Consider the following 13272-nt stretch of genomic DNA (forward strand, 5'->3'; position numbering starts at 1 on the left):
GCGACTGCCGCTCGTCGTTGACGGACCTTTTCTTCCAGCGCAGAGCGGCGCGCCTGTGTCGGAGCCGCGAGATGGTCGGTCGTTCCGTACTTCTGTCGATCCTTCTGTCGGCATCGATCGCCGCCCCATGCTTCGGGCAAGTCCGAACATCGCCGGCTGCGAAGCCGACGACGCGACCATCGCCCGCGGCGCCTTCAGCTTCGCAAGTCCCTGCACAAGCTGCAGCGTCGGCAACCGGAGCCGCGAATGCGGAGGCAGCCGAAATGGCCGCGATCGAAGAAACATCGCGGGAGTTCATTAAGGCATTCGACGCTCAGGACGCGAAGGCAGTCGCCGCCCTCTGGGCCGTCGACGGCGCCTATCAAAGCGCGGACGGCGTTCTTTTCCGCGGTCGAGAGGAAATCGAGAAAGAGTATGCGCGACTCTTCCATGAAAACCCTAAAGCGAAGATTCGCCTGTCGATCGATTCCCTGCGACTGCTGAGCGGCGGGGCCGCCGTCGAAGACGGAACGGCGTCGATCGAATCGCCTGCGTCCGCGACGCCCGGCTTCGGCAAGTACGTGGCGATCCACGTCAAAGTCGACGGGAAGTGGCTCATGTCCGAGGTGCGGGATTCCCGAGTCGCGACCAGCGTCGCCGCTGACAACGTCGCGGACCTCGAATGGCTGATCGGCGAATGGTCCGCAGAAGAGCATGGCGCGACGACGACGTCCGTCTGCCGCTGGATCGCCGACAAGAGTTTTCTCGAGCGGACGTACTCCACGACGAAGGCCGACGGCACGACGACGTCCGGAGTGCAGGTGATCGGCTGGAACCACTCCGCCGGTCGCATGCAGTCGTGGACCTTCAGCGCCGGGGGCGGCCACGCCGTCGGAGTCTGGTCCCCCGTAGAAGGAGGCTGGCTTGCGCACGTCCAAGGCATCACGTCCGAAGGCGTTTCGACCGATGCCGTCAATCGCCTGAGAAAGCTCGATGACGACGCCTACGTCTGGCAATCGATCGATCGCACCGTCGGAGGCCAGCCGCTGCCCGATACGGACGAAGTCGTGATGAAGCGTCAGCCAGCGAAGCGCTGATCGCCACGATCGAGGCGTCGCCCGTCTGAACCTCCACTGAAAGTTGAATCGCATGATCCGAAGATCGCTACTGACGGCGTCGTTGCTCGCCTTGAGTCTCTGCCTGTGCCCTGACGAATCCTGGGCTCGCGGCGGCGGAGGAGCCCGTGGCGGCGGAGGGGGAGGCCGCTCAGGCGGCGGTGGATTTGGCGGCGGAGCGGGCGGCGGGTTCGGAGGCGGAGGCGGAGGAGGATTCGGCGGCGGGGCTGGCGGCGGTCAGCGGTCGAACGAATTCGGCGGAGGCGGCGCGCCGGGAGGTTTCGGGGGAGGGGGCGGAGGCGCAGGTCAACGCCCAGGCGGATTCTCAGGTGGCGAAGAAGGCTTCGGAGGAGGCGGCGATCGCTCGGGCGGCTTCGCTGGTGGCGGCGGTGGAGGATTCGGAGCCGGCCAGCAAGGCGCCCCGAGTCGCAGTCAGATGAACAGCTTCCTCGGGATGCCGTCCGACGAAGGAATGCCGCACAGCGGCACGGCGTCTGGCGCTCAAGGCGCAGGGTTCGGAGCCGCAGCGGCGAATCGCAATCAGCCGCAGTATTCCGGCGCACAAGGAGCCGCTGCAGGCGCGGCGGCTGGCAACCGCAACGATCCGCAATACTCGGGCGCACAAGGAGCCGCAGCAGGCGCCGCCGCGTCAAACCGCAATAACCCGGAATACTCAGGCGCGCAGGGAGCTGCCGCAGGCGCCGCCGCGTCGAATCGTAACCAGCCGCAATACTCCGGAGCGCAAGGCGCCGCCGCGGGCGCGGCTGCGTCGAATCGCAATCAGCCGCAGTATTCCGGCGCGCAGGGAGCGGCCGCGGGAGCCTACGCGGCGAACAGAAATCAGCCCGAATTCTCCGGCGCTCAAGGCGCCGCGGCGGGGTACGCGGCGGGGCAGACCGGCTTCGGCGCCGGCTTCTCCCAAGTGCCTGCGTCCGCACGCTACGGAACGGCCACGGCGATTCGCGGGAATTTCAATAACTACGGCCTGTACGGCCAGGATTGGAACGCGGGACATCCTGGCGCCTGGGCCGCTGCCGGCTGGGCCGCGAACGATGCATGGAAACCCGCCACCTGGAGTTCGGCCGGCGCGTGGTGTGGCTGCGCGACGTCGGCTCCCGTCTACTACGACTATGGCAACACCGTCACCTATCAGGGCGACGATGTCTACGTGAACGGTCAGGACGCCGGAACGTCGAGCCAATACTACGATCAGGCAGCGACGCTCGCGTCCGGCGGCGCTCAGGCGACCGCTCCCGCCGACGCGGACTGGTTGCCGCTGGGCGTGTTCGCCTTCTGCAAGGAAGGCAGCTCCGCATCCGACGTCAACATACAGCTTGCCGTCAATAAACAGGGGGTCGTGCGCGGGAATTATACCGATACCGCGAGCCAGACGACGCAGAGCGTTCAGGGCTCGGTCGACAAGCAGTCGCAGCGCGTCGCCTTCACCGTGGGAAGCAACACGACCGACATCGTCGAAACGGGACTCTACAACCTCACCAAGGACGAGGCGCCGGCGCTGATTCATTTCGGACAGGATCGCACGGAGCAGTGGCAGCTCGTGCGATTGAAGACGCCCGACGCGGCGACCAATCCTTAGACCGATAGCGACGTGTGACGCCCGGCGAAGTTGCCGCGGCGTCACGTCGAAACGGGACGATCGAACGAGTTTCTACTCTCAGCGGAGAGACGAATAGATGAATGTAATGTGAAGTACGGAGGCGATGGCGTGGCTCCTGACCGGAGCAGCGGCGCTCCTCTCGGCGATGCCGGCGACGGCCGGCGACAAGCAGCCCAACATCGTCGTCATCATGGGCGACGACATCGGGTGGTTCGACATCGGCGCCTACCATCAGGACATGATGGCCGGTCGGACGCCGAACCTCGATCAGCTCGCGTCGCAGGGGATGCGTTTCGCGGACTAGTACGCCGAGGCGAGTTGCACGGCGGGGCGCGCGGCCTTCATCACGGGGCAGCTTCCCATCCGTACGGGACTGACGACGGTCGGTCAGGCCGGTTCGCCGATCGGGCTGCCCGCGAAGGCCGACGATCGCGACCGCCCTGAAGTCGATGGGTTACGCCACCGGGCAGTTCGGCAAGGGGCAGTTCGGCAAGAACCACCTCGGCGACCTTAACGAGTTCCTGCCGACGGTCCACGGTTTCGACGAGTTCTTCGGCTTCCTCTACCATCTCGACGCGATGGAAGATCCGTCGCATCCGAACTATCCGCAGGACCTGCTCGCCACGGTCGGCCCGCGGAACATGGTCCATTCGTGGGCTACGACGAAAGACGATCCGACCGTTCAGCCGCGGTGGGGCAAGGTCGGCAAGCAAAAGATCGTAGACGCGGGAACGCTCTACCCTGACCGGATGGAAACGGTCGACGACGAGATCCTCGCCGCGGCGACCAAGTTCCTCGACAAGGCCAAGGCGGAGGACAAACCCTTCTTCCTGTGGCTCAATCCGACGCGGATGCACGTCATCACGCATCTGTCGGACAAGTACCAAAAGCTGCGCAACTCGGAAAACGGCTGGTCGATTCAGGAAGCGGGCATGGCGCAGCTCGACGACATCGTGGGGTCGGTCATGACGTACCTGAAGGAAGAGGGCCTCGACGAAGTGCACCCGTCGCGGAGGCGGGTGCAACTTCGTAGATCTGAAAACCGCCCTTCGTACGCCGGAGTTCTGCGATCTGACTCGCGACAAAAGCGAGGACTAACGCACTCTGCGCAAGGCACTGCGAAAAAACGGGCGTGATGCAGTGGGCCGTGAGGGACTCGAACCCCCGACCGTCGCCGTGTAAAGGCGCTGCTCTACCAACTGAGCTAACGGCCCGCCATGAATCGCGAAGGCGTATTCTCCCGCGACCGACGGGCCTGTCAACGCGGGGAGGCGACGCGAACCTGCTCCGCTAGAGACCGTGTTCCCTCGCCGGAAGTTCGCCGCGTCGTCGGGCGAAGCGCTGCGCGATAGAATCACGGGAGATCGCATCGCCCGCATCCTCTCCGGTCCGAAGCCATGTCTGCCGAACTCGATCCCGAGATCGTGACGCTCCTCTCGCCCTCCGGCGAAGCGAGCGCCCGCGTACTCGTCAGCCAGGGCTGCAATCTGTTCGAACTCGTGGTCCGGCACGGGGGCCATCCGGTCCATCTGCTCTGGCACGAAGAGGATTTCGAGACAGGAACCAGGCGGGCCAGCAGTTCCGGAACGCCGATCCTGTTTCCGTTTCCCGGTCGCGTTCGCGGCACGAGCATGACCTTCGGCGGGCGGACCTTTCCGCTCGAAGAGGGCGACGGACGGGGCAACGCCATCCATGGCTTCGTGCATACGCGTCCCTGGCGGGTCATCACGAATTCGCAGTCGCACGTCACGGCCGAGTTCCGGGCCTCGATCGACGGGCCGGAGATTCTCTCGCAAGGGCGTTGGACCGGCGACTTTCTCTTGAGAGCCACGATCGAGGTCGCCGACGACGGCGCCGCGATCACGTTGCACGTCGAGAACCCGGGCAGCGAGCCTCTTCCCTGCGGATGGGGATTGCATCCCTACTTTCGCGTTCCGCTCGGTCACGGCGCCGCCGACCTCTGCACGATCAGCCTCCCGGTGACGAAGAAGTGGGAGATGATCGACATGATCGCGACGGGCAACACCGTCATCGACGACGCGGCGGATCGATTGCGGGAAGGCGTCCGTTTCGCCGACGCGAACTACGATCAGGGCTTCGGCGGGCTCGTCCGCGAGGACGGCGGCGAGTATGTCGCGACGATCGCCGACCCGGAATCCAACGCGAAACTCGACGTACTCTTCGATAAGCCCTATCGAGAGATCGTCATCTACAATCCCTCGCATCGCCAGGCGGTCTGCATCGAACCCTACACCTGCGTCTGCGATCCCTTCCGGCTGGAAGCGGAAGAGGGCGCCGACGCGGGTTTGATCGTGTTGCAGCCGGGCGAATCGGTCGTCTCGCGGATGCGAATCGCGCTCTCCGCGCTGCGTGACTGACGAAGATGTGGCCTCCGATCTCATACTCTCGCCGCTGCCCCCATGCCTGACGCTTCGGAGCGACTGGACGACCTTCGAAGCGACGACGCCTCTCGGGAAGAAACGACGCGCTCTCCCGAGCCGCCGCTTCCGGACAACGCCGCGTCGCTCTGGACCGGCAGACTGGCGCTGATCGCCCTGGCGGCGTTCATTGCAGCGGCGCTCGTTATCGAATTTCAACGGGAACGCGTTCGCTGGCGGGCCGCCGGCGCCTACCGGACATTCCTGACGGCGTACGAACGCGACGAGACCGGACAGATCGACGAAGGTCGCCGTCGCGAGCGAATCCTGAAGGCGACCGAGGAATTGCGGATCGCGGTCGGCGTGGGGGCGGACGTACGCTGGAAAGCCGTCGAAGCGGGCTGGCTGCTCGAAGCGGGCGAGACGAGTGCGGCCCGCGTTCTGCTCGACGGCCTGGTCGAGGAACGCCCGGACTGGCTCGCCGTTCGCGTCGATCGGATGACCGCGGCCTGTCATGCGCAGGACGCCGAGACCGTCGTCGATGACTGCGAATGGCTCGCCGAACGCTACGGCGGAGAGATTTTCGCCTCGATGAGCGATCCGATGAGCGGCGTCTCGATGTCGATCCCGATCCCGAACCTGCGGGCGTACATGCTCGCGGTCGTGGACCGAAACCTGGACGAGGCCGAGCGGGAGATCGATCGCGTTCTGGAACTGATCGGTTCCAGCGACGATTACGGCGACGCGAGCCTGCTCGATACGAAGGGATACGTCCTCTATCGGCAGGGCAAGCTTCGCGAAGCGACCGAACTGCTCGATCGAGCGGTGCGGCTGCTCGACGATCCCACGCGCCAGGCCGACGACCGGATGAGCGACCTGGAACTGGTCCGGACCTATCGACGGATCGCCGCCCGCGAGGCGAAGAACGAGGTCCCCTCCGACGTAGCGAGCCTCGAAGAATCCCGCAGCTTCTACGAACGGGCGCAGAGCATCGCGGTGATGCTGCACCACCGCGCGCTCGCGTTCGAGGCGCGCGGCTGGATGGAAGAGGCCGAGGCCGATCGGCGGATCATCGCCGAACTCGGCTTCGAAGCGAACGACTCGCTCTTTTGAGCCGGCCGTCGTTACGGCTGTTCCTGCACGCCCTGGCCGTTAGGGCTGCTCTTGAACGCTTTGCGCGGCGACCCGTTCGTCGCGGACGATGCGGTTGACCGAGTCGAGAATCGCCAGGATCGTCGCCTCCACCGTATCGGTCGAGACGCCGCGGCCCCGATACGAGCGCCCGTCGCGCTCGATCAGCACGGAGACTTCGCCGAGAGCGTCGCGTCCGAGCGTGGCGCTCTGCACGCGGAACTCCTTGCAGGCGACCTTCACGCCGGTGATCTTCTCGACCGCCAGGAAGGCGCAGTCGATCGGCCCGTCGCCGTCCGACAGTTCTTCCGACGATTCGACGCCGTCGCGGCTCAGGGCGAGCTTCACCCGCGGAGGCTTCCCGCCGCCGGAGGTGACTTCGAAGCTGACCAGTTCCCACTCGGGAACCGAGATCGAGCGGAGTTCGTTTTCGCAGAGCGCGACGATATCGCCGTCGTAAATCGACTTCTTCTTGTCGGCCAGAGTCTTGAACTGGTCGAACACCGTCTGCAGTTGCTCGGCAGAGAGGCGATAGCCGAGGGCCCGCGCCCGGTCGGCCAGCGCGGCGCGGCCGCTATGCTTGCCGAGCACCAGATCGGTCTTCGCGAAGCCGACGTCCTCGGGCCGCATGATCTCGTACGTTCGCGGCTCCTTGAGCATGCCGTCCTGATGGATGCCCGACTCATGCGCGAAGGCGTTCTGCCCCACGATGGCCTTGTTCCGCTGGACATCCTGGCCGGTGACGGCGGAGAGCAACCGACTGGTCGGGACCAGCCGCTCGGTCACGATGTTCGTCCGCGTGCCGAAGACGTCCTGGCGGACCTTCATCGCCATGACGACCTCTTCCAGGGAGCAGTTCCCCGCTCGCTCGCCGATGCCGTTGATCGTGCATTCGATCTGACCGGCGCCCGCTTCGACCGCTGCCAGACTGTTCGCCACGGCCATCCCGAGATCGTCGTGGCAGTGGACGCTGATCACCGCCTTGTCGATGTTGGGCACGCGGTTCATCAGCGCCGCGATATGCCCGTGCATATGGTGCGGCACGGCGTACCCGACGGTGTCAGGAATGTTGACCGTGGTCGCCCCCGCGTCGATCGCCGCCTCGACGACCCGGCAGAGGAAGTCGAGTTCCGTCCGGGCGGCGTCTTCCGGCGAGAACTCCACGTCGTCGCAATACTGCGCCGCGCGCTTCACTCCCTCGATCGCCCTCGCGACGATTTCGTCGGGCGTCATGCGGAGTTTGAATTCGCGATGGATCGCGCTCGTCGCGAGGAAGACGTGAATGCGCGGACGCGTGTTCCCCTTCAGCGCCTCCCATGCCCGATCGATGTCCTTGTCGCTGCATCGGGCCAGACCGCAGATGCGGGAGTCGCGAAAGGTCTCTGCGATCGCGCGGACGGCCTCGAAGTCGCCGTCGCTGGCGATCGGAAAGCCGGCTTCGATCACGTCCACGCCGAGATCGACGAGGGCCTGGGCGATCTCCAGCTTCTCCTCGTGATTCATGCTGCATCCGGGCGATTGCTCGCCGTCGCGCAGCGTCGTGTCGAAAATCAGGATGCGTCGCGGTTCAGCCATGTCAGGTTCGCTTTCGTCGTTCGTTCGATGATTTCGATGTCGATCATGCAGTCGCGGTTCCGACCGAGCGGAATGCCGGGCTCGCCGGCCCGATAAGGAGCAGGCGCCCGCGCGACGGCAGGATCTCCGCGAGGAATCGATTCATGACGACGGACGAAAGGGGAAAGTAAGGCGACGGCGAGTTGATCGGCCGGATACGAAAAAACCCCGCGAACCTGATCGGCTCCGGGGCAGGGCGTCTGTTTCAGCGTGCGAAACGCGAGCGGCCGCTCACCCCCGGAAGGCGGTAAGTAGAAGCAGGCCGGCTAGCAGGGTTTCGCGGTTCATCGGTCGGGATCGTCGAAACGGCGGAGAGATTGAACCAAGAAACCGTTTTTAGAGACCGGTCGGTCCGCCGTCAAGTTCGCGCCGGCGAAATGAAGGCGCGGGATCGCGGCGAAAACGCAACCGGCGAGTTCCCGCAGAACTACTTAAGGTCCGCCGGGCGGAAGAACGGGTTCATCCTTAGGATCGGGAAGCGGCTCGTTCGATTGGATCGGCTCCACTTGAATCGTCCCCTGTTTCGACGTTTCGCCGCAGCCCGCGACGACCGTCGTGACTGCAAGGATTCCTGCGAGTGAACACGATCGCCAGGACCCGTGCTGCGAAAATCGAAGGCGTCGATCCATCATCGTTCGTAAACTCCGGATTACAGGACGCGCCGCCGATTCGGGCAACCAAGGATAACTGAAGCCAAGGGATCGAAAGACGTTCTGATCTACGGGATCTGTACCGTTTCCCCGCCGCTGCGCGACCCCATACCCTGCCAGACGACCAGATCGACCGTTTGCGGAATGAATCGCACCGAACCATCGCCGAGCGTGATCTGTACGCCGCCGGAATGGTAGCTGCTGAACATCAATTCCCGCTGCGCTTCGGTGGTGGCCTTGTTCCAATCAGGTACGAAAACCGTCGTGAGGAGGACCTCTGAAAAGTCGGATCCGTTGCCGCTGTCGAAGTCCATATGGTACATAGCGAAACGATCGCAGATCGTGCAGTTGTCCGTAACGGAGTAGCGGGTTTCGCCGAAGAGGATCGTGTTCGATAGTCCGTCTTTGGCGGCAGCGAACGTCTTTCCTTTCGGCGTCGGCGTCGCGTTCTGTCGCACTGCGTTGAACATGCCATCGCTGGTGAGGTAAGCGTCGTTGTCGTTAGGAATGAGGTTCGCAGGGCTCGGGGCGCCGACATACGTGCCGGCACAACCGGCATAGCTGTTGATGAATCGTCCGGTCAAACCGTTGACGTCGGCCGTTTCGAAGTCCTCGACGGCGCGCGAGGGGCAGGTGAGCGCGTCGAGTTTCGTCCGGGCTAGTCGGATGAAGGCGAGGCTGTTGGCGTCGGTTCCCGTCCAGGACCCCGAGTCGGTCCATGGAATCGTGTCGTAGAGGGGCTGCTGTTCCAGTTGCGGAAGCAGGAAGGCGCTCCAGGAGTGCCCCCAGACGCCGCCTGCGCCGATCGGTAACGTCTTGAACGTGTCGTGATGATTGTGTGCCGCGAGACCGAGTTGCTTCAGGTTGTTGCTGCACGACATTCGATTCGCGGCCTCTCGCGCCGCCTGTACCGCAGGGAGCAGCAGAGCTACCAGCACGCCGATAATCGCGATTACGACGAGCAGTTCCACGAGCGTAAAGGCTTTGCGGCGAAGCACGAACTCACTCCTTGAAGTCGAATCGGCATGAACGAGCTAGCGTCGGGATTGTAACCCGCGGTGCCTCGCTGTCGACCAATCGAATCAATCTTCATCGATTCTTCTCATTCGACCGAAAGCGCGTCGCGATGCCGACATATCACGATAGCGCGATCAGCCGTTTGGAACGTCCGGCCGAAGGAGTCACACCGCCCAAGATCGATCCTTGGACGATCGACCGCTCGCAGAACGATCGTCCGATGTAGGCGAACGTCACTCGGTTTCCGTCTTCACCTCGCCGAAGCAGTACAGTTTTTCCCATGTCCTCTGCACGACCTTGCCGGGGGCGAAGGCGAGGGTGGAACGGGTCATGCCGTCGGTCGGGTTCTTCGAGAGCAGGACCAGCTTCTCCGGGTTCGGTTCGATCACGAAAGTCGTGCCGTCCCAGTCGACGCTGTAGATCCGCCCGTCGACGTAGCCGAGCGACGACCAGGAGTTCCGCCCCAGGCGCTCCTCCCACAGTTTCTCGCCCGTGCGCGGGTTCATGCACCACAGGATGCCAGGCTCGTTGATCACGTAGAGGTAGCCGTCGACGATGACGCCGCTGCCGATGCGCTGCGGGATGTCCCTACGCTCGGTATGCAGCCAGAGCCGCTTCGTCTCGGTCACGTCGCCCTGACCGCCCCGTTCGACCGCCAGGGCGTGCCCGCCGTACCCGCTCATGGCGACGATCAGATCCTCGCCGATGACGGGCGACGTGTATTGCAACTCCGTCAGGCCTTCGCAGCGCCAGACTTCGTCGCCGGACTGCGGATCGAGCGCGACCAGCATGCCGGGCAGGCTAAAGAGCGCGAGCGAGCGCCCCTGTTCCTCGATCACGACCGGCGTACTCCAGGCGCCGCGGAATTCGTCGGCCTTCTCCGAGACCATGCCGGGGAACGATTTCTCCCAGCGCGTCTCCCCGGTCTTCTTGTCGACGGCGATCAGGAACGCCCGCGTTCCCGGCCCGGTCGTCAGCAGGACCAGATCGCCGACCAGGATCGGACTGCCGCCGAAGCCCCAGATATGCTCGAACTTTCCGAGGTCGCGCTTCCAGAGTTCCTTGCCGTCGAGGTCGTAGGCGTACAACCCTGCGCTGCCGTGGAACGCGACGACGACTTCGCCGTCCGTCGCAGGAGTGGTAGGCGCGTTGGGGCTCGTCTCATGCGTGGCCTCCACGCCGGCGAATTCCACCTTCGCGGACCAGAGTTCCGTTCCCTTCGCCAGGTCATAGCAATTGAGCCAGCGCTGCTTCCCTTCGTTCGCAGCCGCGGTGACGAAGACTTTGGTCTTCCAGATGACGGGACTTCCGTTGCCGGGACCGGGAAGCGCCGCTTCCCACAGCAGTCCCTTTTCGAGCGACCATTCGACCGGCACGTCGTCGATGACCGCCGTGCCGTCGTTATGCGGACCGCGGAACATCGACCATTCCTCCGCGCGAGCCGAAGCGGCGACGGAGCAGCCGAGAAGCAGCGAAGCGACGAGCGCGACGACAGGTCGCATGGCGGGAACTCCCGAGGAGCAGGGCGGGGAGGCGGGCGAAGTACGCGGGAAAATTGTAACCGCCGACGATCGCCTTCGTCTCTTCCTGTAGGGCTGGCGCCCTCGCCTGCCATGGCGCTAGTTGCCGCTGCGATGGCAGGCGAGGGCGCCAGCCCAACAAGATATTGCCGTGGCGACCGTATTTATTGCAATCCGCCGACCGTGAGCCTGCGGCTGCCGAGTACGGGCGGCAGAACGATCTCCGGCGCCAGGAGTTCCGCGGGCAGAGAGAACTCGCCGAAGCGCTCGAGCTTGGGCGTCTGGATATCGTTCACGACGTCGTCGACGGTCTTTCCTTCGGGGATGGGAAAAGAGACCGACAGCGTCGGGAAGGGGGGCAGATTCTGAAGCCGCGAAGGAAGTTGGGAATTCGTCTGCGACCAGAGCGTCTTGCCGTCCGCCTGAAGCTCCAGACTCAGCGTCGCGGGCGTGATCTTGATCTCGCGGCGTTCCTTGATGTCGTCGCCGAAGGGACCGATGCGAGGTCCGATAAAGGGGCCGAACGGGGCGCCAGGACCGAAGCCGCGGCGTTCCAACTTCGTGTACTGAAACGTCTGTTCCTTTCCGGCGCCGATGCTCGCGACGAGCGTCGCGGCGGCGTCCGCTTCGATCGCTCGACCGCTCCGCTGCACGACCCCTTCGAGCGCCTTCTGAACGGCGTCGCGTTTCGCTTCGTCCGCGATGCCGAAGAGATCGAGTCGCACGGGGACGCCAGCGCCGAGCAGGACCTCGCGCGGCGGAGGAGGAGCGACCTCGAGTCGGCCGATCGCAGCCTCCGGAAGCGCCGGCAGAGCGATGAGCCTCCGCGCGCGTTTGATTTTTTCCTCCGCGTAAAGCCAGCAGAAGCCGCCCCCTGCGTCGGCGACCTCGCCTGCCCCCTGAATCTCGACGATCGTGCGCCCGCTCTCGACGTCGATCAGTCGATCGCCTGCGAAGATCCGGCCTTCGTCCGCGAAGAAAAGAGCGCCGCGTCCGCGAACTCCCTTGAGTTCGACGCTCTGGGCCAGATCGTCGGTCTTCCAGACGCGAACTTTCCCCTGCGTTTCGACCGCCAGGCGCTTTCCGTCAGGACTGAAGGCGACCGATCCCGCGGAAGGCAGAGACTCCTTCAGCCGTCCGACGATGGACGAGTCTGCGACGTCGAGAAAGAGGATCTCCTCGTTCGTCGCGAGGGCGGCGATCGAACGATCAGGACTGAGCGCCGCGGCGCGAATGCCGTCGACCGAGCAAACGGCGACGGGTCCCTTCGCGTCGAGCGACCAGATAGCAAAACTGCCTCGTTCGGTGAGCAGGGCGAACCGATCGGAGCTCAGGAAACCGCCCCACTTCATGCCGCGACCGCTGCCGCGCGCTTCGTCGGAGGGATCGGCGACCAGTAGCTTCCTCAACGCGTCGGTTTCGAGGCTCCAGACTTCAATCGTGCGAAGCTCCCGGGGATCGCGGTCAATCCCGGCCATCAGGACTCGTTTCGCGACCGGGTCCCACGCGAGCAGACGGTAGGCGCCGGCGGCCTCGAACGTCTTCGTCACCGATCCGCCCGCCAGGTCGATCGTCGTCACCGTCGTCGAAGCCTGATCGCGATGCGCGAGCGAAGCCGAGAACGCGGCCGTTCCGCTGGAGCCGTGGACCGCCAGCGCGCCGGCGTCTTCGAACAATTCCCGCAGGTCCGGAAGCGCGATCGTCCGCTCAGAGAGCGCCGGACCCTGCTCGGCCGCCTCGATCTGAAGCGAAGGAACGTCCGAGTCGAACGGAACGTCGATCGACGGAACGGCGGTCCAGTCGATCGCCGCCGATTCGAGATCCTTCGACTCCAGCGAATCGTCGTCGGCGACCGGCATGGGAATCGGCGCGGGCGCCGACGGCTGCGGTCGGGACCCTGCGTCGCTCTGCTTCATGCCGCGAAGGAACGGGTTCCCGGCGTCGTACTCGGCGACGTACTTCCGGTCGGCATCGCTCAACTGATCGAGCGGGATCTCGATGACGCTCTCGTCCTCTTTCTTCAGACGGACGGTTTCCCCCTCGTGGCCGATGAGCCGGGCTTCGATGCGATAGCGATCGCTGGCGTCGGTCCACGTGCGGGTGGGCTCGTCCGCCGTCGCCGCCTGCAACCAAACGGCAGCCGCCGAGAGCGCCAGGACGTTCAAGAGTTTCAGCCGAACCGACATCGCGACACCAGCGACGGAATAGAAGAGTAGCAAGCGATCAGTCTCCTCTCGCAGGCCCGCTTCG

11 protein-coding genes and 1 tRNA gene are annotated in these 13272 nt (G+C 64.7%); 7 read left to right on the forward strand and 5 right to left on the reverse strand.

The genetic code is table 11. The features are described 5' to 3' along the window. The first annotated feature begins 263 nt into the window (after positions 1 to 263). From SH602x_RS19375 to SH602x_RS19395, 5 genes are all read left to right on the forward strand, one after another. Positions 264 to 1076, forward strand: a complete 813-nt coding sequence (locus SH602x_RS19375; RefSeq protein ID WP_479473875.1) for a YybH family protein — start codon at positions 264 to 266, stop codon at positions 1074 to 1076. A gap of 146 nt (positions 1077 to 1222) precedes the next feature. Further along, positions 1223 to 1534, forward strand: coding sequence for a hypothetical protein (locus SH602x_RS19380; RefSeq protein ID WP_479473876.1), 312 nt, complete (start codon positions 1223 to 1225; stop codon positions 1532 to 1534). Beyond that, the gene (locus SH602x_RS19385; RefSeq protein WP_479473877.1) at positions 1531 to 2691 is read left to right on the forward strand and encodes a hypothetical protein; all 1161 of its coding nucleotides are present in this window, start codon (positions 1531 to 1533) and stop codon (positions 2689 to 2691) included. Before SH602x_RS19380 ends, SH602x_RS19385 begins: the two co-directional genes overlap by 4 nt. A gap of 124 nt (positions 2692 to 2815) precedes the next feature. Further along, complete coding sequence (locus SH602x_RS19390; protein ID WP_479473878.1) at positions 2816 to 3016, forward strand: sulfatase-like hydrolase/transferase; 201 nt, start codon at positions 2816 to 2818, stop codon at positions 3014 to 3016. Positions 3017 to 3140: 124 nt separating this feature from the next. Then, positions 3141 to 3848 (forward strand): sulfatase-like hydrolase/transferase, encoded by a 708-nt coding sequence (locus SH602x_RS19395; RefSeq protein WP_479477119.1) that lies wholly within the window; start codon positions 3141 to 3143, stop codon positions 3846 to 3848. A 5-nt stretch (positions 3849 to 3853) separates the two neighbouring features. Here SH602x_RS19395 and SH602x_RS19400 read toward each other — a convergent pair. Continuing rightward, positions 3854 to 3926 (reverse strand) — tRNA-Val (locus SH602x_RS19400). A gap of 183 nt (positions 3927 to 4109) precedes the next feature. On the opposite strand from SH602x_RS19400, the gene SH602x_RS19405 reads away from it, so the two are divergent. Continuing rightward, complete coding sequence (locus SH602x_RS19405; protein ID WP_479473879.1) at positions 4110 to 5090, forward strand: aldose 1-epimerase; 981 nt, start codon at positions 4110 to 4112, stop codon at positions 5088 to 5090. 42 nt (positions 5091 to 5132) lie between these two features. Further along, positions 5133 to 6203: a hypothetical protein gene (locus SH602x_RS19410; RefSeq protein ID WP_479473880.1), complete on the forward strand. Its 1071-nt coding sequence runs from the start codon at positions 5133 to 5135 to the stop codon at positions 6201 to 6203. Positions 6204 to 6242: 39 nt separating this feature from the next. Here SH602x_RS19410 and SH602x_RS19415 read toward each other — a convergent pair whose 3' ends face one another. From SH602x_RS19415 to SH602x_RS19430, 4 genes are all read right to left on the reverse strand, one after another. Continuing rightward, positions 6243 to 7796 carry a 2-isopropylmalate synthase gene (locus SH602x_RS19415; protein ID WP_479471411.1) on the reverse strand — a complete coding sequence of 518 codons (1554 nt, stop codon included), beginning with the start codon at positions 7794 to 7796 and terminating at the stop codon, positions 6243 to 6245. 757 nt (positions 7797 to 8553) lie between these two features. Further along, positions 8554 to 9483, reverse strand: coding sequence for a DUF1559 family PulG-like putative transporter (locus SH602x_RS19420; RefSeq protein WP_479473881.1), 930 nt, complete (start codon positions 9481 to 9483; stop codon positions 8554 to 8556). Between the two features lie 252 nt (positions 9484 to 9735). After that, positions 9736 to 11004 carry a PQQ-binding-like beta-propeller repeat protein gene (locus SH602x_RS19425; protein ID WP_479473882.1) on the reverse strand — a complete coding sequence of 423 codons (1269 nt, stop codon included), beginning with the start codon at positions 11002 to 11004 and terminating at the stop codon, positions 9736 to 9738. 182 nt (positions 11005 to 11186) lie between these two features. Then, the gene (locus tag SH602x_RS19430) at positions 11187 to 13208 is read right to left on the reverse strand and encodes an SHD1 domain-containing protein (protein WP_479473883.1); all 2022 of its coding nucleotides are present in this window, start codon (positions 13206 to 13208) and stop codon (positions 11187 to 11189) included. Positions 13209 to 13272 lie beyond the last annotated feature (64 nt).

The organism is Lignipirellula cremea, from assembly GCF_056501455.1.

Coding starts and splice junctions, on each gene's coding strand:
- SH602x_RS19385 (WP_479473877.1), top strand. CDS start 1,531: ATGAACAGCTTCCTCGGGATGCCGTCCGACGAAGGAATGCCGCACAGC.
- SH602x_RS19430 (WP_479473883.1), bottom strand. CDS start 13,208: ATGTCGGTTCGGCTGAAACTCTTGAACGTCCTGGCGCTCTCGGCGGCT.
- SH602x_RS19415 (WP_479471411.1), bottom strand. CDS start 7,796: ATGGCTGAACCGCGACGCATCCTGATTTTCGACACGACGCTGCGCGAC.
- SH602x_RS19410 (WP_479473880.1), top strand. CDS start 5,133: ATGCCTGACGCTTCGGAGCGACTGGACGACCTTCGAAGCGACGACGCC.
- SH602x_RS19375 (WP_479473875.1), top strand. CDS start 264: ATGGCCGCGATCGAAGAAACATCGCGGGAGTTCATTAAGGCATTCGAC.
- SH602x_RS19405 (WP_479473879.1), top strand. CDS start 4,110: ATGTCTGCCGAACTCGATCCCGAGATCGTGACGCTCCTCTCGCCCTCC.
- SH602x_RS19425 (WP_479473882.1), bottom strand. CDS start 11,004: ATGCGACCTGTCGTCGCGCTCGTCGCTTCGCTGCTTCTCGGCTGCTCC.
- SH602x_RS19390 (WP_479473878.1), top strand. CDS start 2,816: ATGGCGTGGCTCCTGACCGGAGCAGCGGCGCTCCTCTCGGCGATGCCG.